Here is a 24485-nt window from a genome sequence, read left to right on the forward strand (position 1 = left end):
CCTTGCCCGGATCGCAATTTGCCGCTACAAACTACGCAAATGCGCAGGGAGCGACTATGGAAGACACGATGCATTTGGCGAATGTTGCGGCAACCATACTTGGCGGATGTCGAGCCATTGGGGTGACGGTGAACACCGATGCCGACATGACCAAAGCGGTAGAGGGCGGTTTCTCCGTCACGACTGTTGACGCTCTGAGACGGCGGGGGGTAACGGAAAATGAAATTGGCCGCCTGATCATCAAACCTCGGACCCTCTCCCACCGAAGGGCAGGCAGCGGGAGGCTGACGGTCGAGGAATCCGACCGTGCGGCGCGGGTGGCTCGGGTGATCGCGTTGGCGGAGAGGACCTTCGGAAACCAAGACAAGGCCTGTCGCTGGCTTCACAAGAACCTCGCTTCGTTGGACGATCGGCGACCGATCGACCTGACCCAAACGGCGGCAGGCACCCGTCTCGTCGAAGACATCCTGGCGAAAATCGCCTGGGGTGCCGCTGCCTGATGCGGCTTTGGCGGTTGTCGAACGCCGAGGATGCCCACCGCTTCGACGGCGGCTATGGCCTGTACCATGATGGCCGCTGGAATACGCGTGGGCACCTTGTGACCTATTGCGCCACCGGTCCCGCGCTTTGTGTGCTGGAAAAGCTCGTTCATGTGGAGGACCCGGCACTACTGCCGGACGGCACCACGCTGGTCTGTTACGAAGTGCCTGACGAGCTCGCAACGGACGAAGTCCGAACAGACCAATTGCCGGTCAATTGGCGATCGAACCAACCAGCGACACAGCGAATCGGTGACGAATGGCTGCACGGCGCCGGCGGTTGCCTGTTGCGTGTTCCATCGGTGATCGTTCCCATCGCGGAGTCCGGCGACAGAAACTTTCTGATCAACCACCGGCACGAGGCGGTGACCCGCATCTATATTTCCTACACCCGGATGTTCGAATACGACCCGCGGCTCTTCACCTTCGGGTGAGCAGGCGTCAGCCGCCCGCGGCGGGTCTGCCGATGGTGTTGGGCGGGGTGGTGAAGGAGACGGAGCTGGTGATTTCGAGGCCGTAGCCGGAAAGGCCGACGAGGTTTCGAGGGTTGTTGGTGACGAGGCGGAGCTTGCGTACGCCCAAGTCCCGGAGGATCTGGGCGCCGATGCCGAAGTCGCGGAAGCTCCTTTGCTTTCCCGCCTCGTCGGTGCGCAGTCCCTTGCCCTCGGGCTGCAGGTAGAGCACGACGCCGGCGCCTTCCTTGGCGATCAGCTCCATGGACTGCTTGATGACCGAGCCGGTGTCGAAGAACTCGAAGCCGAAGACGTCGCCGGGGAGAAACTTGGTGCACACCCGCACCATGGTCTCGCGGTCCCCGGATATCTCTCCCTTGATGAGCGCCAGGTGCTCGGTGGCATCCACGTGGGTGTTGTACACCACCGCCTGGAAATCGCCGCCGTAGCGCGTGGGCAGGCGCGTCGAGGCGACCCGGTGGATGAGCGAGTCGTGCTTGAGCCGGTACTCGATGAGGTCCTTGATGGTGCAAAGCTTGAGGTCGTACTTCTCGCCGAACTCCTCGAGGTCCGACAGCCGCGCCATCGTGCCGTCGTCCTTCATGATCTCGCAGATCACGCCGGCGGGCTTGAGCCCCGCCAGCCGGCACAGGTCCACGGATCCTTCGGTCTGGCCGGTGCGCACGAGCACGCCGCCGTTCCTGGCGCGCAGGGGGAAAATGTGTCCTGGAGTGCACAGGTCCCCGGGATTGGCGTCGTCCGCGATGGCGGCGAGGATGGTCTCGGCGCGGTCGGAGGCGGAGATGCCGGTGGTGACGTTCTTGACGCCGTCGATGGATACCGTGAAGGCCGTGCCATAGGGGGCCGTGTTGTCCCGCACCATCATGGTGAGGCCGAGTTGCGCGACCTTGTCCTCGGTCAGCGGCAGGCAGATCAGGCCCCGTCCCCAAGTGGCCATGAAGTTGATGGCCTCGGGAGTGACCAACTCCGCGGCCATGGTGAGGTCGCCCTCGTTCTCGCGGTTCTCGTCATCCATCAGGATGACCATCTTGCCTTGACGGATGTCTTCCAGTGATTCTTCGATGGTGGCTACGGCCATGGGTTCCTAACCTAACATCCGCCATCCATCTCCGCCACCACCGACCGCGCCGCCGCGGGCGGGTCGTCCGCCCCGGTGATGGGCCTGCCCACCACGATGTAGTCGATGCCGGCGCGCACGGCGTCGCCGGGGGTCATGACCCGCTTCTGGTCGCCCGCCTGCTGGCCGGCGGGGCGGATGCCCGGCGTCACCAGCAGGAACGCGTCGCCGCAAGCGCGCCGGATGTCGCGGACTTCCTGCGCGGAGCAGACCACGCCCGCCAGTCCGGTCTCACGGGTCATGCGTGCAAGCCGCACCACGTGAGCGGGAACGTCTCCCTGGATACCCTGTGCTTCGAGGTCCGCGCCGTCCAGGCTGGTGAGCACCGTGACGCCGAGCACCGCCGGACGCCGCAGGCTCTCCGCGGCGCACGCTTCCTCCACCGCCGCCGCGGTCTGGCGCATCATCTCGCGCCCGCCGGAGGCGTGCACGTTGAACAGCTTGACGCCCAGCCGGGCGGCCTCCACGGCCGCCGCCGCCACGGTGTTGGGTATGTCGTGGAACTTGAGGTCGAGGAAAACCTCGCCGCCGAGGTCGTGGATCATGCGCACGATGTCCGGCCCGGCGTTCACGAAGAGCTGCTTGCCGACCTTGAACATCCCCACTTCCGGCGCCAGCAGGGTGGCGAGGGAGCGCGCCTTTTCCGGGTCGGCCAGGTCCAGCGCGACGATCAGCCGTTCCTTGACACCGGAGCCGCCGGAGGTCATGTCGCCGCTCCTTCGAGCGCCGCGACGATGCGCGCCGCGGCGTCATCCACGGGAATATCCTCGCTGGCCCCATCCCGGCGCCAGCGCAGTTCCACGTTGCCCTTGGCCAGACCCCGGGCGCCGACGGTGATGCGCAGCGGGATGCCCACCAGGTCGGCGTCCTTGAACTTGACGCCGGGCCGTTCGTCGCGGTCGTCCAGCAAGACCTCCCAGCCGGCTTCCCTGAGGCCGTCGTAGATACGGTCCGTGACCTCCCGGACGGCGTCCTCCTTGTAGTTGAGGGGCAGCAGCTCGACGGCGAAGGGCGCGATGGACAGGGGCCAGATGATGCCGTCGGCGTCGTTGTTCTGCTCAATGGATGCGGCCATGAGCCGCGTGACGCCGATGCCGTAGCAGCCCATCTCCATGGCGCGCTCGTGCCCCTCGGAGTCGAGGATGGTGGCACTCATGGCTTCGCTGTACTTGCGGCCGAGGTAGAAGACGTGCCCCACCTCGATGCCGCGATGCTCCTCGATGACGCCCGCCTCGCAGCGCGCGCAACGGTCTCCGGCCCGAACCAGACGCAGATCCGCGAAGCGCGCGGGGGTGAAATCCCGGGCCTGGTCCACGTGGATGGTGTGGGCGTCGTTCCGGTTGGCGCCGACGACCGCGTCGGTCATGCCCTGAACGGCGTGGTCCGCCCACACCTCCAGGGGCAGGTTCACGGGGCCCAGGAACCCCGTCGGCGCCCCCACGGCCTGCCGCACCTCATCCTCGTCGGCCAACTCCACGGCGATGGTATCCAGCAGGTTGCCCAGCTTGGTCTCGTTGACCTCGTGGTCGCCGCGCACCAGCACCGCCAGCAGCCCTCTGGACGGCTTCCGGTAGATCATGGTCTTGATGAAGCGCTCCGGCGGTACCTTCAGGAACTCGGAGACTTCCGGGACGGTCTTGAGGCCGGGAGTGGCCACCACCTCCGCCTCGGCACCGCCCGCGGCGCCCTCGTATTCCGCCAGCCGCGACTCCGCCTTCTGCACGTTGGCCGCGTAGTCGCAGGCGCCGCACGCCGCGAGCGCGTCCTCGCCCGATTCCGCCAGCACCTGGAACTCGTGCGACAGGCTCCCGCCGATGGCGCCGGAATCGGCCTCCACCGCGCGGAAGCTCAGGCCGCAGCGAGTGAAGATGCGCCGGTAGGTGTCGTACATGTTGTGGTACTCGCGCTCGGCGTCTTCCCGGTCCAGGTGGAAGCTGTAGGCATCCTTCATGATGAACTCACGCCCGCGCATGAGCCCGAACCGCGGCCGCACCTCGTCCCGGAACTTGGTCTGGATCTGGTAGAGGTTCATGGGCAACTCGCGGTAGGAGCGCACGTCCCGGCGCACGATGTCGGTGATGACCTCCTCGTGGGTGGGGGCGAGGCAGAAGTCGCGCTCGTGACGGTCCTTGAAGCGCAGCAGCTCCTTGCCGTACACGTTCCAGCGGCCGCTGTCCTGCCACAGCTCGGCGGGGGAGGTGACGGGCATCAGCAGTTCCTGGGCGCCGGCCCGGTTCATCTCCTCGCGCACGATGGCCTCGATCTTGCGCAGGGTGCGGAGCGCCAGCGGCAGGATATCGTACACCCCGCGGCTCACCTGCCGGATCATGCCGGCGCGCACCAGCAGCCGGTGACTGACCACATCCGCGTCCGAAGGGTCTTCCTTGACCGTGGGTATGAAAGACGTTCGCCAGCGCATGCATCACTTATAGGCAGCGCCCCGGAAGGTGTCAAATTCGGGCTGTCTCGCCATGCCGCCGCGCCCCACCCCTGGATTCCCGCCCCCGATCGGGGTCGAGGGCAAGCTTTCGCGGGAATGACGGTTCGTGAGGTCCTTGCCTGGCTGGTCCGGACACAGCCTGTTCCGCTGGGATAGCGGATCCTGGCCGGCGCTCCCTGGTCTCAAGGATGCTCCGCGGCGACTGCCTCGGGCGGCATGGCGCGGTAGCGGAACAACCGCCGGACGATCACCTTCAAGTCATCCAGTATGGCGTAGAGACAGGGGGTGAGGATCAGCGTGAGGACGGTGGCGAACGACAGACCCCAGACCACCGAGATGGCCATGGGCGAGAGGAACTTGGCCTGGCCGGTGGCGAAGAAGGCCAGCGGCAGAAGCCCGCCGACCGTGGTGACGGTGGTGAGCATGACCGGCCTCAGGCGCACGACGCCCGACTGGATGATCGACTCGTACGCCGGCGTGCCGCTTTTCCGGCTGCGGTTGATGAAGTCCACCAGGATGAGGGAATCGTTGACCACCACGCCCGCGAGGGCGATGAAGCCCAGGAGGGACATGAAGGTCAGGTTTTCCCCCATGACGAGATGGCCGATCACGACGCCGCCGAGGGAGAAGGGAATCGCGGCCATGACGATGAACGGCTGTACGAACGACTTGAACAGGGAACCCAGCACGAAATAGATGACGAACAACGTGATCAAGGAGATTTGCGGCAGGGAACCCAGCGACTCCTCCATCTCCTGCCGCTCGCCCTTGACCACGACGCGCTGGCCCGGGTAGCGGCGGCCGGCGTCGGCGAACTGCCGCTTCAAGGCGTCCGTAACCTCCAACACCGTGGTTGTCTTCACCTCCACGTCCGCGAAAACGCTCAGCGCCCGCTTCTGGTCGTCCCGGTTGATCTGGGTCGCGCTGATGCCGGTGCCGATGTCGGCGACGTCACTCAGGAAGACCCGCTCACCGGAGGGCAACGTGAGCTTCATGCGCGACACGGTGTCGACCTGGCTGCGCTGGTCTCCGGGAAACCGGACGACGATGGGCACGTCCTCGTCGCCGCGCTGGATGCTCGAAGCCTCGACCCCCTGGAAACCCTGCTGCACCTGACGCGCGATGCTCCTCACATCGAGTCCCAGCGTGCGCCCTTCCGGCTTGAGGCTGATGCGCAGTTCCTCCTTGCCGGCGACCACGTCGTCGCGGATGTCCAATACTCCGGGCAAGGTCGCCAGGAACGCCTTCACCTCATCCGTCAGCCGCCTGAGGCTCGCCAGGTCCTCGCCGATGACCCGGGCCTCGATGTCCGGCCCTCCGGGTCCGGCCTGGAGACTGAGGAACTGGAGCTTGGTGATGCCCGGTATCCGCTCCATCTTGTCCCGGAGATCCTCGATGACCTCGCCCGAGCCGCGGACGCGATCTTCTTGCAACTCCAGGGTGAGTTGCCCCACGTTGCTTCCCCGCACCACGCGGTTCACGTCCAGGAAGGCGGCGCCGACGGTGGTGGATAGGGACTTCATCTCGCCGGGTGGCAACCCCAGCACGATCTCCTCTGCCTGAACGGCCACGGCCTCCGTGTCTTCCAGCTTGGCGTTGGCGGAAGTCTCGAAGTTGATGAAGAACTGGCTCGATTCGAACTCCTTGAAGAGCACGAAGGGCACCCGATACTGGGCCGCCACCGCCAGCAGCACACTGCCCGCGACGATCACGCTGACCGCCACATAACGCCAGCGGACCGCGACTCCGAGGATCGTTTCATAGCCCCCGCGCAGTCTGGCAAGCCACGCGCGCTGGCCGGGCACGTGCATGCGCCGGAGACCGGTCAGGCGGTCGCGACGGCGCATTCGCGTAAGCCACAGGCGCTCCCCGCGGCGCAGCTTGTTCGCATAGGCCGGCGTGATCACCTCCGAAAGATGCGACGGCAGGATGAACAACACCTCGAGCAGCGAGAGCAGCAAGGCGAAGGTCACCACGATGGGGAGCGGCTCCATGAAGAAGCCGATGGTTCCCGGGATCAGCAGGAACGGAACGAAAGCCGCGACCGTGGTCATCACGGTGGTGACCACGGGCCAGGCGACCTCGTAGGTGCCCCGGAGCGCCGCCTCCTTGGCGGGCAGACCCTGCTCCACGTAACGGTACACGTTCTCGGTCACGATGACGGCATCGTCCACCAAGAGGCCGAGGACCAGGATCAGACCGAAGGCGGAGATCATGTTCAGGCTGTAATCGAAGACCGACATCAGAACCATGCAGCCCAGCACCGCGAACGGAATGCCGAGGGCGGTCAACACGGCGATCCGGCCGCGCACGAACAGGCACAGCGTGGCCAGCACGATGCTCAGGCCGATGGCGCCGCTCTCGCCCAGAGTACCCAAACGGTTTCGGATGAACACCGAAAAGTCGTTGAAGATCCCGATGGAAACGGTTCCCGGCAAGGTGCCGCGGAACTCCGCCACGGAGTCGCGGACGCGTTCCGAGACACTGATGGTATCGCCGCTGTCCTCCTTGATCACCACAAGGTTCATCGCCGGCCTGCCGCCGTAACGCGACAACGCCGTGGGGTCTTCGAAGGATTCGCGCACCACGGCCACGTCACCGACCGTGAGGGCATGCCCGGTGCTGGTGGAGCGGAGAATCATGCGCTCCACATCGGCCACGCCTCCGGCCACCCCCAGGGTCCGCACAAGGATTTCGCCGCGCGCCGTCTTCAGCGCGCCTCCGGGCACGTTGCGGTTCTGATTGGCCACGGCGGCGCGAATCTCTTCCAGGCTCAACCCGTACTGATCGAGCCGTTCCGGATCGATCTCGATGAGGATACGGCTGTCGCGCAAGCCGAAGATCGAGACGGTGGCGACGCCGTCGACGCGCCGGAGCCGATCGCGCACGTCCTTGGCGATCTCCCCCAACTCGCGCTCGGGGATGTCGCCGCTCAATGCGACGGTGATCACCGGGACGGCGGACAAGACCTCGCTCACCCGGGGCTCCTCGGCCTCCTCCGGTAGTCCGGCGACCTGGTCCAGGGCGGCGCGCACGTCCCCCAGAGCGCGGCTCATCTCGGTATCCGACTGCATCTGTAGACGGATTTCGGATTGCCCTTCGCGGGAAGTGGACAGCATCTCGTTGACGCCGTCCACGTTGCGGACCCTGTCCTCGATCTTGGCGGTGATGAGCTCCTCCACCTCTTCGGGCGAGGCGCCTCGGTACGTCGTATCGATCCGGATCACGCGGCGGGAGAAATCGGGGAACAACTCCCGCTTCATCCCGACAAAGGCGATGACCCCCGAGACGAGGATCAGGAGCACCACCAGGTTGACGATGACGGGGTTCCCGATCGAGAACTCGATCACCTTCTTCATGAGGAAAGATCCCGGCGCGTGACCACGCGAATGCGCGCGCCGTCCAGCAGCAGGCGCTGCCCGGCGGTGATGAGTAGGTCTCCGGGCTCAAGGCCCCCGGCGATCATGTAGCGTGCGCCGAAACGCCCGGCGATGCGCACCGCGCGCCGCGCCGCGCGGCCGGAATCGGTATCCACCACGAAGACGGTGGCCTTGTCGCCCTCGAAGAGCACGCTTTCCCGCGGGATCAGGATGGCCCCCGGATAGCCGCGGACCGGAATCCTGGCCCGCGCGAACATCCCGGGAAGAAGCCGGCGTCCCTCGTTGGACAGGAAGATCTCCACCGGGAAGGAGCGGGTGCCCGGGTCGGCGCGCGGACCGATGTTGGTCACCTGTCCGGTGAATTCCCGCTCCATGCCGGTCACCCGCACGCTCGCCGCCACCCGCGATTTGATCTGTCGAATATCGGAGGCCGGGATGCGCACGTCGAGTTTCACCGTCTCCACGTCGGCCAGTTGAAAGAGCACCTGGCCCAGCGCGACCCGCTCTCCCAGAGTGATGCTCTTGCGCGCGATGATGCCGGCATAGGGCGCGCGGATCTCGGTGTCGCGCAACGTCTCCCGCGCCTGTTCCAATTGCACGCCGGCGAGGTCGAGGTCGGCCTGGGCGATGGCGTACAGGGCTTCCGCCTGGTGCTGTCCACTCCTGGCCGACTCCAGTTCCTCCTCGATGCGCCGCCAGGAAAGCTCCTGCCGCTCGACTTCCTGGCTGGACACGAGCTCCTTCTCGCGCAGCTTGAGGAGGCGGTCGTGCTCCGCCTGCGCAAGCCGGAGCTGTTCCGCGTTGAGGCGCACCAAGTTCCGTTGTCTCTCGATGTCCACCGAGGCCTTGCGCCGCCGCGCCGTGGCCGCGGACACCTGGGCCGCGGCCTTCCGTAACGAGATCTCGTAGTCCCGGTGATCCACCTTGGCCAGCAGATCGCCGGTCGCCACCTCGCTGCCCAGATCCACGTCCGCCGGGATCTCGACGATGCGGCCGGCAACCTCGGCGCTGACCGGCCCTTCGCGCACCGCCGCGATGCTTCCCAAGGCCTCGATCCGGTGCATGAAGTCGGCCGCCGCCACCGCGGCCACCTCCACGGGTACGGGCACCGCTACGGGCTGGACCGGCGGCTTTTCTTCCACGTCCTGGATCACGTACACGCCCACCGCGGTCACCGCGCTCAGCAGCAGGATCAACAACACGGATACGGCGATGCGGACTCTCACGAAAGGCTCCTCAGGACCGTCCGCGTCAGCGATTCGGTCATCTCGTCGAGGTCGAAGGCCTCCTGGTCATAGAGCCAGTGGAGCGCCAGGCCGTCGACGCAGGCGAGAATGTGCTCGGCCGCCAGCCGGGGCTGCTCGCAACGGAAGAATCCGCCGGCCACGCCCGCCTCGACCACACGGGTCAGGTCGTCGATGGACGACCGGTAGGCCTCGCGCAACTGCATGCGCAGGAGGTTCTGCTGCTCGGGCCGGCCGGCCTCGGCCCAGACGTCGCAAAAGACGTAGAAGAAGGGCTGCCATTCCCGGAAGCTCGCCAGGGCCGCGGCCAGGAAATGGGCCAGGATCTCGGGAGGCTCCTCGATGCCCTTGAGCTTCTCGCCGTAGTACTCCTTGAGCTTGCCCAGCATGTGGCCGTGGAGGGACTGAAGCAGTTGCGGCTTGCTCGTGAAATACTCGTAGATGGTGCCCTTGCCGATCTGCGCGGCGGCGGCCACTTCCTCCATCTTGGCGCGATGGAAGCCCTTGCTGGCGAAAACGGCCATGGCCGCTTCCAGGATCTCCGCGCGCTTGCGCTCCTTGTCGACAACGATAGGCATATCTCAATATGACCGGCCAGCCGGTCAATTAAAAATTATAGTACCAGCCGCACCCAAGTCAATAGGGCAAGTCAACCTTTCGGCGAATTGCTCGGGAACCGCTGAAACGCGGTGAACCGACTCAGCGGTCGTCGCCGGCGCCGTCCTCGTCGGGCGAGCGCCGGTCCCCCTCGGGGACGATCAGGAGTTGGCGGAAGGCGCCCTCGCCTTGGCTCTTGGTGGTGAGCCAAGGGTCGTCCTTGAGCGCCATGTGCACGACACGCCGGTCGCGCGCGTTGAGAGCGTCGATGCTCTGGGGCTTGCGGCTGCGTTTGGCCTTCTCGCCCAGACGGAGGGCCATGTCCTCCAGGGAGCGGATACGCCGGCCACGGTAGTCTTCGGTGTCGACGATGGGCTGCGCGCCGTCCGCCCCGACCTTCTCCGCGACGATGCGGCTCACGATGTGCTGCAGCGCTTCCAGGGTCTGACCGCGGCGACCGATCAGCAGCGCGCCGCTGTCACCCTGGATGTCGAGGACGACTTCCGCGGGACCGTGCCCCGGCTTGACCACGACCTTGGAATCGATGCCCATCAGTCGCAGTATCTCGGTGAGCACCTCGACACCGATCTTCCGGACCTCCGCCACGCTCTCTTCGACATCCGCGGACAGCTCTTCCGCGGGTTCATCCGGCACGGGCGAATCGCCGGCTTCGTCCACGACGGGGGTGTCGCGCACGTCCACCTCGGCCGCCGCTTCGGCGGGTTCGCTCTCCCGGGCCTCATCTTCGGAACCCCCATCGGACGCCGCCTCGTCGACCACGGCTGTCACCGAGGTCCGTATGGTGGCGCGGACACGTGCGTTCTGGCGCCCGAAGCCGAGCAGCCCGGCCTTCTCATCCGCCAGAATGTCGAGGGACACCTCGTCCCGTTCGACTCCCAACAAGCTCAGCGCCTTGCCGATGGCCTCGTCAAGAGTCTCGCCTTCCGTTTCCACTTGCTTCATCACAAGCCTCTCCTCCACGGGGCGCGACAGCCTTCGGGACTGCCGCCACGGGGCTGTCAGCGCTCTTTGCGGTTGATCATGTACTGCTGAAGGATGCTCAGCAGGTTGTTGACGAACCAGTAGATGGTGAGCCCCGACGGGAAGCTCACGAATATCACGGTGAATATCAGCGGCATCAGCATCATCATGCGCCGCTGGTTGGGATCGCCGACGGCCGGCGACATCCACTGCTGGATGAACATGCTCGCGCCCATGAGCAGCACCAGCACCGGTATGCCCGCGTCGAACCCGAACAGGGAGAACGGCAGCGACTCCCAGTCGGGACGGGACAGGTCCTTGATCCACAGGAAGCTCGCGTGCCGCAACTCGATGGGCGTCAACAAGGCGTTGTAGAAGCCGATGAAGAAGGGGAACTGCAGGAGCATCGGCAGACAGCCTCCCAGCGGGTTCACCTTGTTCCGCTTGTAGAGGTCCATCATCTCCTTGTTGAGCCGCGTCTTGTCTTCCCCGAACTTGTCCTTGAGACGCTGCATTTGCGGCTGGAGCTTCTGCATGCGCTTCATGGAGACGAAGCTCTTCTGCGTCAGCGGCCACAGCAGCAGCTTGATGATGAGCGTGAGCAGGATAATGTCGAGACCGTAGTTCCCGGTATAGGTCTGGAAGAAGTGCAGCGCCTGCAGCATCGGCACCGAGATGAAGCCGAAGTAGCCGAAGTCGATGGACTCATCGAGACCGCGCCGGAAGGACTTGAGCAGGTTGAGAACCTTGGGCCCCATGAAGAGCTGGTAGCGGGCGGTGCCCGGCGCACCCGGATTGCCGGGAGTGCGGATCTCGAGGGCGAAGACCGTGTCCGAATAGTCCGCCACCGAGAACCACCCGGACATGTCCTCGCGCCGTTCCGGCGAGAGATTGTTGACCACGGTCGCGGCCGTTTCCACGCCCTCCGGCGGCAGGAACGCGCTGACGAAGTACGTTTGGCCGAAACCGACCCAGGAAAGCGCGCCGTCCAGCTTGAGCGGGGTCTTGTTGTCGATCTCGGACGGACGCAGGAGATCGCCGCCGCGCAACGCGATGACGCCCTCGAACCTGGCGTCCCTGTTGATTCCCTTGCTCTGGCCGTGAGTCGTGAAGAGAAGGCCCGGCGCCTGAGGTGACCCTTCCATCGATACGGCGACGTCCACGGCATAGCTGGAACCGCTGAAGGTAAACTGCTTCACCACGCGGCGCCCCGCCGGCGTCACGCCCGAGAAGGTGAGGCCGGCGCTATCGCTCTCTCCCAGCCTGAGGTCCGTGCTATGGACGTCGTACACGATGCCCTGGTCCGTCCCCGACCGCGTGCCGCGCACGCGCAGCCCCAGCGGGTACTCCATGCCGGGGAGGTGGGAAACCATCTCGATCAACGGGCTGTTTTCGTCGATCTCGTGACGGTAGCGCTTCAACCGGAAGCTCGTCAGCCGGGCTCCCTGGCTGGTGAAGCGTGCGATGTAGTCGGGGGTCTCCACCGTCACTTCCCTTACGGAAGGGCGCGGCGCCGGTTCAACGGGAACCGTGCCCGGCAGCGGGGTCGCTTCCGGCAAAGGAGTTGTCCCCGGCAGAGGGGTTGTCGCCGGCAATGGCGCCTGCTCGGCCAACGGGACCAGCCCCGGAACCAGGTTCGGGGCTGCCTGCTCCTGGCGGGGTTGGGTCGCGGTTTCCCGCGCCGGCGGCTCGGCCGGCGGATAGAACCGCCTCATGTACTCCTGGTAGAGGATGATGATGAGGATCGAGATGATGACCGCGATGAAAGCTCGTTTTTCCATGAACGCTTACGGTACCGGGTCATAGCCGCCGGCATGGAGCGGGTGGCAGCGCAGTATCCTCAAGGCGCCGAGCCAGAGGCCCCTGACGACGCCGTGACGGTCCACTGCCTGCAACGTGTAGGCGGAGCAGGTGGGGAAGAAGCGGCAGCACGGCGGCAGCAACGGCGAGAGAAGCCGCTGGTAGCCCCTGATGCAGACGCGCACGGCGGCGCGGGCGATGGTCGTCATCCCTCTTACCGGGTGTTCGGCTTCGGACCGATCACCTTGCGGAGCTCGGCGGTCACCGCCATGTAGCTCATGTCTCCCGCGCCCTTGCGCGCGATCACCACGGTGTCCTGATCCGGGCGAAAGTTCTCTTGCCCGCGGCGGAAGAACTCGCGCAGCATGCGCTTCACGCGGTTGCGAACCACCGCGTTTCCCACCTTCGAGCTGACCGTGACCCCCAGCCGTTTGCCCAGATGGTCGTTGTCTCTACGGATGATGATGAAGTGCGGCGTGAAGAACTTCCGGCCCCTGCGACCCAGCAGCAGGAAGTCGGAACGTCTGGTCAGGCGGGCTTCCTTCGGGAAACTCTCCCGCACACGGGACAACGGGCCGTCCTAGGAGCGAGGACCCTTGGGTGGGATGACGACGGTCAACCGCTTCCTTCCCTTGGCTCGCCGGCGCCTCAGGACATTCCGCCCGCCAGGGGTTTCCATTCGTGCAAAAAACCCGTGGGTTCTTTTGCGCCTCAGATTGCTCGGTTGATACGTCCGTTTCATTTCCGCACCTTCATTCGTCAGTGTCCCTATTTCTGGCATACAGGGGTGGGCTTGTCAATTTGCCGCGGCCGGGAACTCCACAACATGGAGCCCTGCGCGTCCCGGTACACCATCGCGTGCTAGTGTCCTGCGTCACAAATAGCTTGATGAATCCGCGGGTCCTTTTCGCCGTCGGCTGCGTTACGTCACCCCGGGCCTTGACCCGGGGTCTTCCTCGCGTGGTGCCCGCCACTGCTCGTCATCGCGCCTTGCCGACGACAAAAATGCCCTCGCGGATTCATCAAGCTATTTGTGACGCAGGACACTAGTCCGCTTCGGCCTTCTGGGTGCGCCGCATGAGGTCGCGGACGGCCTGCATGGGGTCCTTGTCCTCGTAGAGGACACCGTACATCTGCTCGACGATGGGCATCTCGACCCCGTGGCGTTGGGCCAGGAGGTGGACGGTGCGTGTGTTGCGCACGCCTTCGGCGACCATGCGCGTCCCGGCGACGATGTCGGCGAGGCGCCGTCCCTGCCCGAGTTGGAAGCCGAGATTGCGGTTGCGGCTCAGATGGCCGGTGCAGGTGAGCACGAGGTCGCCCAGGCCGGGGAGGCCGGACAGGGTCATCGGGTCGGCGCCCATCTTCACGGCCAGGCGGGTCATTTCGGCGAGACCGCGGGTGATGAGCGCGGCCCGGGCGTTGTGCCCCAGCTCCAGGCCGTCGCTCACGCCGGCGGCGATGGCGATGACGTTCTTGATGACGCCGCCCAACTGGACTCCGACGACATCGGTGGACGTGTACACGCGGCATTCAGGGGAGCCGACGCTTTGCTGCACCTTGCGCGCCACCGCGGGCTCGGCGCTGGCGGCGGTGACCGCGGCGGGCAGCCCCTGGGCCACTTCCAGGGCGAAGGTGGGCCCGGACAGGAAGGCGTGTCGACGGGAATTCCCCAGGACGTCCGCCAGTACGTCGCCCATGGTCATGAGGGTCGACTCTTCGATGCCCTTGGAACCGCAGCACACGATGGTCTCGGTGGTCACGAACGCCGCCGCCCGCGTCATGACCTCGCGCAGGAAGTGCGACGGGGTCACGCACAGAAGCAGTTCACGGCCGGATGCCGCGGTTTCGAGGGAACCGGTGACCTGGAGACGGTCGGGCAGCTTGACCGAAGGCAGGTAAGCGGCGTTCTCGCCAGTCTCCCGGATGCGCGCCAACGTCTCCGCGGAATGGCACCACAAGGAGACATCGTCGTGCTTCCTGCAGAGCAATACCGCCAAGGCCGTGCCCCAGCCGCCCGCGCCTATGATACCGATGGACATGGTCTGTAAGGGTTACGCTGCCCAAACCCCGGCCCGCCTGGATTCCCGCTTCCGCGGGAATGACGGTAAGTGGCGTTCGTGCCATTTCGTGTCCAAGCACATTCTTGCCACAGCCGTGTTTCGCGGAAATGACCGAGGATGCGGGAATGAAGCCCTAACTGTCGTCTTCCGCCAGCCGGGCCAGCGACACCACGCGTTCGCCGTTGTCGAGGTCGATGAGGCGCACGCCCTGGGTGTTGCGGCCGATGACTCGGAGGTCGCCGATGCGCAGCCGGATGATCTTGCCGCCGTCGGTGATGAGCATCAACTGGTCCTCGTCCGTCACTTGCTGCACGCCCACCACGCGACCGGTGCGCTCGGTGGTCTTCATGGTGATGAGGCCCTTCCCGCCACGGCCCTGTTGCCCGTATTCGTCGGCGCCGGTGCGCTTGCCCATGCCCTTGTCCGAGACGGTCAGGATGGACGCGCCGGGGTGCAGCACCTCCATGCTCACCACCTGGTCCCCCTCCTCCAGCCGGATGCCGATGACGCCCATGGTGTCGCGGCCCATGGGGCGCACCAGCTCCTCCTTGAAGCGGATGGACTGCCCGTCCATGGTGGAAAGCAGGATGTCCTGGTCGCCGTCGGTAAGCAGCACCTCGATGAGCGAGTCGTCGTCTTCCAGCGCGATGGCGCGGATGCCGGTGGCTCGCGGACTGGAATAGGCCATGAGATCGGTCTTCTTGACGAGGCCGTTCCGGGTGGCGAAGATGATGTAGCGGCCCTCCTCGAACTCCCGCACCGGCAGAAACGCCGACACCTTCTCGTTTTCCTGAAGCTGCAGCAGGTTCACCACCGGCCGGCCCTTGGCGGCGCGGCCGCCTTGGGGCAGCTCGTGCACCTTGATGCGGTACACCTTGCCGACGGTTGTGAAGAACAGGATGTGGGAGTGGGTGGAGGCGACGAACAGGGATTCGACGAAGTCCTCGTCGCGGGTGGTGGTGCCCACCTTGCCCTTGCCGCCGCGGCGTTGCGCCCGATACAGGGTGATGGGGTTGCGCTTGATGTACCCCTCATGGGACACGGTCACCACCATGTCCTCCTCCACGATGAGGTCCTCTATGGAGATCTCGTCGGCCTTGTCGACGATGGCCGTGCGGCGCGCGTCGCCGTAGGCTTCCTTGATCTCCCGGAGTTCGTCCACGATGATGGCGAACACCCTGTTCTCGTCGGCCAGGATCCGGCGCAGCTCGGCGATGGTGGCCTCCACGGCCCGGTGCTCCTCGAGAATCTTGCCGCGTTCGAGCCCCGTGAGCCGCTGCAGGCGCATCTCCAGGATGGCCTGGGCCTGGGCTTCCGAAAGTCGCAGACTGGGGTCGGGCGCTGGCGTCCCGGCGAAGGCGCCGGCCATGAGCCCTTCCTTCGCGGATCGCGGATCGGGTGATTCGCGGATCAACTTGATGACCTCGTCGAGGTAGTCCAGCGCGATCTTGAGCCCTTCGAGGATGTGCAGCCGTTCCTCGGCCTTGCGCAGGTCGTAGGCCGTGCGCCGGGTTACGGTTTCCCTGCGGTGCTCGAGGAACGCGTCCAGGATTTCCTTCAGGTTCAGGAGCTTCGGGCGGCCGTCGATGATCGCCAGCATGTTGACGCCGAAGGTCTCTTGCAGGCTCGTATGCTTGTACAGGGCGTTGATGATGATCTGCGGCATCGCGTCGCGCTTGGGCTCCACGACGATGCGCATGCCGTCGCGGTCGGACTCGTCCCGCAGGTCGGCGATGCCCTCGATCTTCTTCTCGTGGACCAGGTTGGCGATCTGCTCCATGAGGCGGGTCTTGTTCACCATGTACGGGATCTCGGAGACGATGATCTGCTCCTTGCCCGTACGCTTCACCGTCTCGGTGGAGACCCGCGCGCGCATCTGCACGCTACCCCGTCCGGTCTTGTAACCCTGGTTGATGCCCTCGCGCCCGTGGATGAACCCGCCGGTGGGGAAATCCGGGCCAGGGATGTACTCCATCAGCTCGTCGATGGTCAGGCCGGGACGCTCCACCAGGGCGATGAGGCCGTCGATGACCTCGCTGAGGTTGTGCGGCGGGATGTTGGTGGCCATGCCCACGGCGATGCCCGCGGCGCCGTTGACGAGCAGGTTGGGCAGCCGCGACGGCAGCACCGACGGTTCCTCCATGGAATCGTCGTAGTTGGGCAGGAAGTCGACGGTCTCCTTGTCGATGTCGGCGAGCAACTCCTGGGCGACGCGCGCCATGCGGATCTCGGTGTAGCGCATGGCCGCCGGGGGATCGCCGTCCACCGAGCCGAAGTTGCCCTGCCCGTCCACCAGGCAGTAGCGCATGGAGAAGGTCTGTGCGAGGCGTACGATGGTGTCGTAGGCGGCGGCGTCGCCGTGCGGATGGTACTTTCCGATGACGTCGCCGACGACCCGGGCGGACTTGCGGTAGGCGTTGTTCCAGTGGTTGCCCATGTCGTGCATGGCGTAGAGCACACGCCGATGCACCGGCTTCAGGCCGTCACGCACGTCCGGCAACGCCCGCCCCACGATGACGCTCATGGCATAGTCCACGTAGGACTGGCGCATCTCGTCTTCGATGTAGACGGGGACCTTCTGTTGTCTTATTCCGGCTTCCATTGAGCAGGGGTGGGGGGATTAGCGGAAATCAGACATCGAGGTTGCGCACCGTGAGGGCATAGTCCTCGATGAACTTCCGGCGGGGCTCCACGTGATCGCCCATGAGCGTGGAGAAGATGTCGTCGGCCTCGACGCCGTCCTCGACCCGAACCTGCAGCAGCACCCGGGACGCCGGATCCATCGTGGTCTCCCAGAGCTGGTCCGGGTTCATCTCCCCGAGGCCCTTGTACCTCTGGATGTATTGCCCCTTCTTGCCGCGCTCCATGACGAACTGGAGCAGGTCCTTGTGCGAGCGCAGGTCCTTTCGACCGCGCGCATCTTCGGTGCGCTCGCCTTCCTCCACGACGAAGGGCGAATCACCCGAGGCCCGCAACTCGCCGTGGAGCCGCTTGAGCTCACGGTACTCGGGGCTGGTGAGGAACTCCCGGTCGATGACCGTGCGGATGCCGCTGCCGTTGGAGCGGGTGGAGCATACGAGCTTCCAGCAATCGTGCTCCGGATCGCGCTCCGTGACGGCGGACATCGGCCCGATCTCCGGCGTCACGAGGTTGACGTAGGACTCGAGCTGAACGGCGAGGTCCTTCAAGTCCGACTCGTCCTTGAGATGATTCGCGTCGAAGTCGCGCTGCAGCAGCAACGCCTCGACCAGGGCGCGCTCCTTGTGCTTCCTGGCCATGAGATGCAGCAGCTTGTCCACCCGCACGACCTTCTTGACGAAGGCCTGAAGCGCCGTACCCTTGACATCCCTGGCGCCGTTGCCGTTCGCTTCCGCCGGCCGCACCCGGAGGTTCTCGGTGCCCTTCTCGATGAGGTAGTCCTCCAGGCTGTTCTCGTCCTTCAGGTAGCGCTCCTGCTTGCCCCGCTTGACCTTGTACAGGGGCGGCTGGGCGATATACAGGTAGCCCTTCTCCACCAGGTCGGGGATCTGGCGATAGAAGAAGGTCAGCAGCAGCGTGCGGATGTGGGAACCGTCCACGTCCGCATCCGTCATGATAATGACGGTATGGTAGCGCAGCTTCTCCGAATCGTAGTCGTCCTTGACCCCCGCGCCCAGGGCCGTCAGCAACAGGCGGATCTCCTGGGACGACAGCATCTTGTCGAAGCGCGCCTTCTCGACGTTGAGGATCTTGCCCTTGAGCGGCAGGATCGCCTGGTTGCGCCGGTCGCGCCCTTGCTTGGCGGAACCGCCGGCCGAATCGCCCTCCACCAGGAAGATCTCGCTCAGCGCGGGGTCGCGTTCCTGGCAATCCGCGAGCTTGCCAGGCAGCGAGGCCGAGTCCAGCGCCCCCTTGCGGCGCGCCAGCTCCTTGGCCTTGCGCGTGGCCTCGCGCACCCGCGCCGCCTCGATGCCCTTGGAGACGATCTTCTTCGCCTCGCCGGGATGCTCGGCGAAATAGGTCGTGAGCCGGTCGTTGATCAAGGCCTCCACGATGCCCTTGACGTCGCTGTTTCCCAGGCGGGTCTTGGTCTGGCCTTCGAACTGGGGCTCGGGCACCTTGACGCTGATGACCCCGGTGAGTCCCTCGCGGACGTCGTCTCCCTGGAGGTTGTCCTCGTCTTTCTTGAGAAGGTTGGAGCCGGCGGCGTAGTGGTTGATGGTACGAGTCAGCGCGGCCTTGAAGCCGATCAGGTGCGTGCCGCCCTCGGCGGTATTGATGTTGTTGGCGAACGAATAGACCGTTTCGGAGTAGCTGTCGTTCCACTGCAGCGCGATTTCGACCTCGGTGCCGTCCTTCTCCCCCTCCAGGTAGATGACCTTGGGGTGAACCGCGGTCTTCACGCGGTTCAGGTGCTCGACGAAAGAGACGATGCCGCCCTCGTAGAAGAATTCGTGCTTCTTGTCGTTGCGCTGGTCCTCGATGAGGATGCGCAGCCCCCGGTTGAGAAACGCCAGCTCGCGCAGTCTTTGGGACAGCAGGTCGAAACTCAGGTCGACGGTCTCGAAAACGGTGGAATCCGGCTTGAAAGTGACGCGCGTGCCGCGCTCGGTGGTGGTGCCCATCTCCTTGAGCGGCGCCAGAGGCGTGCCCCGCTCGTAGGCCTGCTGGTACACCTTGCCGTCGCGCTTGATCTCGACCTCGAGGCTCTCCGCCAACGCGTTGACCACGGACAGGCCCACTCCGTGCAGTCCGCCGGAGACCTTGTAAGCGCCCTTTTCGAACTTGCCGCCGGCGTGGAGCTTGGTCAGCACCACCTCCGCCGCCGGGCGCTTCTCCGTGGCATGCATGTCCACGGGGATGCCGCGTCCGTTGTCCACGACCGTCACACTGTTATCGATGTGGATCGTAATGTCGACGCGGTCGCACTCGCCCGCGAGGGACTCATCGATGGAATTGTCGACAATCTCGTAAACGAGATGGTGGAGGCCCCGTTCGGCGGTGTCTCCGATGTACATGCCGGGGCGCTTGCGGACAGCCTCCAGCCCTTCTAGAACCTTGATATCGTCGGCCTTGTAGTCGGACTCGGATGAAGCCATGGATTGGTGTGATTGGGTCAGGTTTGGTGACTGCGTTTACATTCTGATGGATCGGAAATGCGCTCGAACACACGCTCGAATGAGTCGCCGGGACGAACGCCGAACTTGGGCACAATATTAGCATTTGCGCACCGGGAATGCCAACGCACGAAGCCACTCTGACGACAATGGGAGGGTTGTGAGGAGGACTACCCGCGCTTGCCCCGCCTCCAGAACGGCGGAACAGCCTCGGCGGCCGGCAGCCATTTGTTCTCGGGCTTCAAACCTTCTTTCAGGAACAGCTCGTGAACCTCGGCGACCGTCCACCCTTCGGGCAGGCCATAGGACTGGATCGACCTCATCCGACCAGAATCGGGCGAGTCCGACTCTTCGACTACCTTGACCTGAAGTCGAGTACTGGAAGGCGCATGTGGCATGATTGGCTCCACGTGATCGCGACGGATGGGCCTCGATGGGCCAGCACCACTTATCTCGTGATGCAATCCACATGCCGCAGCCGGAAGGAGCGCAGAAAACCATTACATATCCGTTAGTTGTAGATGTGCTGGGACGACCTTCCAGCTCTCGCACTGTTGCGAATTGAAACACGAGCCTACACCTTGCCACGGAGGCCTCCATAGTTTCCTCACGTTTTTCGTAACCTGGAGTACGGTTAAGGAAGGATCTGCAATACTGCGACAACAGTTGCAGTTCGCAACACTTCGAAGACCTTATCTTTGGGTAGAGAGACCGTATCTCTTCAACTTTCGGTGTAGCGTGACTCGGTTGATGCCCAACACCCGCGCCGCCTGAGTGATGTTGTTTCCAGTCGAATCCAACGCCCGAGCCAGTGCCCGTTGCTCCGTCTCCGCCAGCGAGAGGACCGACCCGCCGGCGTCTCGCGAAAGATCCGGTCGCGCGATGTGCGGTGGAAGGTTGTGAACCTGGAGCACCTGGGTGGTTTCCAGGAGAAGAGCGCGCTCGATGGCGTTCTCCAGTTCCCGTGCGTTGCCGGGCCAGTCGTGCTGGAGCAACAGGGCCGTCGCGGCGGTGGAAATGCCCTTCATGGCCTTGCCGGCCCGTTGAGCGTGTTTGTTCAGAAAGTGGTCCGCCAGGAGCGGGATGTCTTCGGGCCGTTGGCGCAGCGACGGAATTTCGATCGGGAAGGCCGTGACCCGATAGTACAAGTCTTCCCGGAAACCGCCGGCCTTCATCGCGGCCTCCAGATCCCGGTTGGTCGCCGCGATGACCCGGACGTCGACGGAGATCATGACGGCTCCGCCCACCCGCTGGATCTCCCGTTCCTGCAGCACGCGTAACAGCTTGGCCTGAAGGGCCGGCGGCATGTCGCCGATCTCGTCCAGCAGGATCGTTCCCCCGCAAGCGCGCTCGAAGGCACCGACCCTCCGCCGGCTCGCTCCGGTAAAGGCGCCCTGCTCGTGGCCGAAGAGCTCGCTCTCGATGAGGGTCTCCGGAATGGCCGCGCAGTTGATGGCCAGAAAGGGCTCCGACCGGCGCGGACTGTTGAAGTGAAGCGACTTCGCCACCAGCTCCTTCCCGGTTCCGCTCTCGCCTTCCAGCAGGACGGTGATGTCGCTCTCGGCCGCCTGTTGCATCAACTTGTAGACTCGCTGCATCTGCGGACTGGCGCCCACGATGCCTTCGAAGGAGTACGTGGCCTCCAGTTCGCCGCGCAGGCGCAGGACTTCGGCCTTGGCCCGTTCCGTCTCCGCTTCCTTGGTCATGTCACGGTAGACAACGACACTGCCGGTCACGTGCGCGCCTTCGCGCACGGGCCCCGTGGACCGATAGAAGACACGGTACTCGGACTGCTGCCCGGCGGTCTCGTCCTCCGGGCCGGTGTGGTTCTTCAAGCGAATCCTTCCCTCGTCGTTCCACTTTTTCGGCTGCTCGAAATTCCCGATAAGACGCGCGGCCAGGTCGCCGGCGGGAAGGCGTTTCAACTCGGCTTCGGTCAAGCCGAACAGCTTCTCGTAGGCTCTGTTGGCGAACAGCACACAACCCCCGAGGTCAAACATGGCGATGGCATCGTCCGTGGCGTCGAGCACCGCTCTAAGCCGGTGTTGACCGGCGGCGAACTGACGCTGCTTTTCGGCCAACTCCCGCTCGACGTTCCACTTGTCCACGAGCGCAAGCGTCATCTGCTGAATCTCCTCCGTGGAGAATGGCTTCCTGATGTAGAGCACCTTGTGGAGCGGTTGAACGTTGCGGATGATCTCGGGCAGAGGCCTGTCGCTGTACGCGGTCATGACCACGACCTCGACGTCGGGGTCCACTTCCCTCAAACGGCGGATGGTCCTGACGCCGTCCATCCCTGGCGGCATCCGGACGTCGACATAGGCTACGGCGACGGGACGGCCTGACTCCTGGCCCGCCTTCGCGATGGCGCAGGCTTCGGCTCCGCTTCCCGCGTGGAGAAGCTCGAATTGCGGCAGAAGGACCCGCGGCTCTTGCTCGGAGACGAACGCGGCCGCCAGCGCCCGCGCCGACGACTCCGCCAGCACGGGGGTCAGCATCTCCCTGAAATCGTCGTGAATCTCCTTCTGGTCGTCGACGACCAGAACCCGCCGGTTGCCGTAATCCGCGCTTTCCGTCATTGCCTTATCCGGCTTCACTCTGCCCCAAGGGCGAGGGTGTCACCGAGGAGAGCTTCAACCTGATCCGCGCGGTCGCGCCTTTGCCGAGACCCTCACTCAACAGGTCGATTTCCCCTCCTGATCCAATGACGAAATTGGCGGCGGAATGGAGTCCCAGCCCGGTACCCACCTTCTTGGTGGAGTAGCCCGCGGCAAAGATCGCGCGGGTGTCCCCGTCGGCGACGCCGATGCCATTGTCGCTCACGTCGATGTTGAGAAACGCTCCCTCCGTGTACGCCTTTACCCGAATGCGCGGCGATTGGTCGAGGCCACTCGATGACGCCAATTCGTCGATGCCTTCCGCGGCGTTCTTGATGATATTGACCATCGCCTGATGAAACTGACTCTCCTGAATGCGGATCTCTCTTGGCGCCCTCCCACAGTCAATGTCGACCCGAATCTTCCTCCTATCGAGCGAGTCGTCCAATACCTTGACGGCGGTCAGGAGTGCGTTTCCAAGGTCGATGTCCTTCCGGACCATCTTGGCACCGCCCATGGCCGTCTGCGTCCGCACGATATCGGCGATGTGGTTCGCCCTGTCCCGGACTCTTGCCACGGTCTTCGCCAAGGCCTCTTGCTGTCGAGTGAAGTCCTTGGCCAAGGCGACGAGGAGCGGCAACACCTTCTGCCCTTGCGGGTCACTCCGGATGTAATCGACCGGGTCGTCCCGATGCTTCTGCACGGCGTCGGCGAGCGCGCGGAGACCGCGTAGCGGCCCTTCGTCGCTCATGTGCTGGTGGACGGTGTCGATGCCCGTGGTGACGCTGTTGATGGCATTGCCGATGTTGTGGAGGATCGTATCGACGATCTCCAGCCGGCCCTGTGTGAACGCATGGGTCAACGCTTCCTCCGCCAGCACCTGGGCCGTCACGTCGTGATAGGTTGCGACAGCTCCTCTGATACGGCCGCCCTCGTCGAAGAACGGCCGCACGTTCTCCCGCAGGTAGCAGCCGCCATCAGGATTCGCCGAGTCGCGCTGAAACGAGATGGCATCTTCAACCGTCTGTCCCTTCCAGATGGCTCGGGCAAGGGGGAAATCCTCGACCTCCATGCGGGTTTGTCGATCGGGGTAGTAGTAAGGGTGCGCCAGGTCCTCCAACCACTCGCCTCCGCGCTGGGCCTCGTATTCGTCCCCAAGGCGCTCCCGGACCGCGGGATTGGCATACAGATACTTCCCCTCGCGGTCGACCACCAGTATGCCGTCCCGAATGCCGTTGAAGATCGCCTCCATAGTCTCGCTCTGTTCCCGCAACTCACGCATCGTATTCCGCAGGCGAGCCTCGGCTTCCTTGATCCCGGTGATGTCCTGAAAGACGGCCACGGCGCCGCCGATTCCGTGAACGTCTTGTTTCAACGGCCGCGCGCTGACGCTGACGAAACGGCCGCCGACCGGCAAATCGGCTACGTATACCTCGACCCTGTCGGTCTTCTCCCCTTGCAGAGCACGCATGAGCGGATTGGCTTCCAGGGGCATGACCGTTTTCTGGTCGGCGAAATAGATCTCGAACTGGTTGTGCCAATCCTGGAAACAGACGCTCCCCGTACGGCCCGCGGCCAGGTTTCTGACGGGCGGGTTGGCGAACAGCGTCTTGCCTTGTTCATCGACCACCAGCACGCCTTCCTTCATGCTCTCGAATATGGTCTCCATGAGGCCGAGACGGGCACTGAGCCTCTCCGCCTCCCGCTCCAGCGGGCCACTGTTCCCTTGAGTGCCCCGCGGCTGATGACGCGAAAGCGCCGTGTGAATGTTCAGGTGTAGCTGTCGCGGGTCAAAGGGCTTCAGAACGTGACCCGAGATGGTCACGCCCGGCTCCCGCGCGAAAATCTTCCCCTCAACGTCCTCCGTCAGACACACCACCGGAACGTCGCACCAGCCTTCAAGCCGTTCGGAGATGAGAAGGCCGTCTACTTCCCCCTTCGAGTCGAGATCAACCAGCGCCAGGTCCGGCTTGAGTTCGGCGACGTCGGTGCCCTCCCAAGTGAGTGGAACAGTCGCGCACACGGTGTATCCCATTTCTCTCAGGTGCCGCTCCAAAAGCGCACCTTCGGGATTGTCGTCGCCGAAGACAAGGATACGGGCGTTCCTCGACGTGTTCCGTTCGACCGCTTGCCGCTCCATTGGCCAACCTCCCGAAAA

General features: G+C 64.7%; 19 protein-coding genes. 2 read left to right on the plus strand and 17 right to left on the minus strand.

Translation table 11 applies throughout. The features are described from left to right. Positions 1–56: 56 nt before the first annotated feature. Entirely contained in the window at positions 57–500 is a 444-nt protein-coding gene (locus OXF11_02885; GenBank protein MCY4486045.1) for a DUF2384 domain-containing protein, read from the plus strand. Then, positions 500–973 carry an RES family NAD+ phosphorylase gene (locus OXF11_02890; GenBank protein ID MCY4486046.1) on the plus strand — a complete coding sequence of 158 codons (474 nt, stop codon included), beginning with the start codon at positions 500–502 and terminating at the stop codon, positions 971–973. The genes OXF11_02885 and OXF11_02890 overlap by 1 nt, the downstream gene beginning before the upstream one ends. Positions 974–980: 7 nt before the next feature. Here OXF11_02890 and ribB read toward each other — a convergent pair whose 3' ends face one another. The 17 genes from ribB to OXF11_02975 form a co-directional block, all read right to left on the minus strand. After that, positions 981–2090, minus strand: coding sequence for a 3,4-dihydroxy-2-butanone-4-phosphate synthase (gene ribB / locus OXF11_02895; GenBank protein ID MCY4486047.1), 1110 nt, complete (start codon positions 2088–2090; stop codon positions 981–983). An 11-nt stretch (positions 2091–2101) separates the two neighbouring features. Then, positions 2102–2836, minus strand: coding sequence for an orotidine-5'-phosphate decarboxylase (gene pyrF, locus OXF11_02900; protein ID MCY4486048.1), 735 nt, complete (start codon positions 2834–2836; stop codon positions 2102–2104). Further along, positions 2833–4548 (minus strand): proline--tRNA ligase, encoded by a 1716-nt coding sequence (locus tag OXF11_02905; GenBank protein MCY4486049.1) that lies wholly within the window; start codon positions 4546–4548, stop codon positions 2833–2835. The genes pyrF and OXF11_02905 overlap by 4 nt, the downstream gene beginning before the upstream one ends. A gap of 203 nt (positions 4549–4751) precedes the next feature. Further along, positions 4752–7928, minus strand: a complete 3177-nt coding sequence (locus OXF11_02910; protein ID MCY4486050.1) for an efflux RND transporter permease subunit — start codon at positions 7926–7928, stop codon at positions 4752–4754. After that, positions 7925–9175: an efflux RND transporter periplasmic adaptor subunit gene (locus tag OXF11_02915; protein MCY4486051.1), complete on the minus strand. Its 1251-nt coding sequence runs from the start codon at positions 9173–9175 to the stop codon at positions 7925–7927. Before OXF11_02915 ends, OXF11_02910 begins: the two co-directional genes overlap by 4 nt. Continuing rightward, entirely contained in the window at positions 9172–9771 is a 600-nt protein-coding gene (locus OXF11_02920) for a TetR/AcrR family transcriptional regulator (GenBank protein ID MCY4486052.1), read from the minus strand. Before OXF11_02920 ends, OXF11_02915 begins: the two co-directional genes overlap by 4 nt. Positions 9772–9892: 121 nt before the next feature. Continuing rightward, positions 9893–10753 carry a Jag N-terminal domain-containing protein gene (locus tag OXF11_02925; GenBank protein ID MCY4486053.1) on the minus strand — a complete coding sequence of 287 codons (861 nt, stop codon included), beginning with the start codon at positions 10751–10753 and terminating at the stop codon, positions 9893–9895. A 56-nt stretch (positions 10754–10809) separates the two neighbouring features. Continuing rightward, entirely contained in the window at positions 10810–12552 is a 1743-nt protein-coding gene (gene yidC / locus OXF11_02930) for a membrane protein insertase YidC (protein MCY4486054.1), read from the minus strand. 6 nt (positions 12553–12558) lie between these two features. Further along, the gene (gene yidD / locus OXF11_02935; GenBank protein ID MCY4486055.1) at positions 12559–12780 is read right to left on the minus strand and encodes a membrane protein insertion efficiency factor YidD; all 222 of its coding nucleotides are present in this window, start codon (positions 12778–12780) and stop codon (positions 12559–12561) included. A 5-nt stretch (positions 12781–12785) separates the two neighbouring features. Continuing rightward, positions 12786–13133, minus strand: coding sequence for a ribonuclease P protein component (gene rnpA, locus OXF11_02940; GenBank protein ID MCY4486056.1), 348 nt, complete (start codon positions 13131–13133; stop codon positions 12786–12788). 18 nt (positions 13134–13151) lie between these two features. Continuing rightward, positions 13152–13313 carry a 50S ribosomal protein L34 gene (gene rpmH / locus OXF11_02945; GenBank protein MCY4486057.1) on the minus strand — a complete coding sequence of 54 codons (162 nt, stop codon included), beginning with the start codon at positions 13311–13313 and terminating at the stop codon, positions 13152–13154. A 304-nt stretch (positions 13314–13617) separates the two neighbouring features. Beyond that, positions 13618–14613, minus strand: coding sequence for an NAD(P)-dependent glycerol-3-phosphate dehydrogenase (locus tag OXF11_02950; protein ID MCY4486058.1), 996 nt, complete (start codon positions 14611–14613; stop codon positions 13618–13620). A 154-nt stretch (positions 14614–14767) separates the two neighbouring features. Next, on the minus strand, positions 14768–17236 hold the full coding sequence (gene gyrA, locus OXF11_02955; GenBank protein MCY4486059.1) for a DNA gyrase subunit A: 2469 nt from the start codon (positions 17234–17236) through the stop codon (positions 14768–14770). 28 nt (positions 17237–17264) lie between these two features. Next, positions 17265–19712, minus strand: coding sequence for a DNA topoisomerase (ATP-hydrolyzing) subunit B (gene gyrB / locus OXF11_02960; protein MCY4486060.1), 2448 nt, complete (start codon positions 19710–19712; stop codon positions 17265–17267). 188 nt (positions 19713–19900) lie between these two features. Next, positions 19901–20128, minus strand: coding sequence for a hypothetical protein (locus OXF11_02965; GenBank protein MCY4486061.1), 228 nt, complete (start codon positions 20126–20128; stop codon positions 19901–19903). Between the two features lie 294 nt (positions 20129–20422). Beyond that, complete coding sequence (locus OXF11_02970) at positions 20423–22309, minus strand: sigma 54-interacting transcriptional regulator (protein MCY4486062.1); 1887 nt, start codon at positions 22307–22309, stop codon at positions 20423–20425. 4 nt (positions 22310–22313) lie between these two features. Next, positions 22314–24467: a PAS domain-containing protein gene (locus OXF11_02975; GenBank protein MCY4486063.1), complete on the minus strand. Its 2154-nt coding sequence runs from the start codon at positions 24465–24467 to the stop codon at positions 22314–22316. Positions 24468–24485 lie beyond the last annotated feature (18 nt).

Source organism: Deltaproteobacteria bacterium, assembly GCA_026712905.1.
Lineage (GTDB): Bacteria > Desulfobacterota > Binatia > UBA9968 > JAJDTQ01 > JAJDTQ01.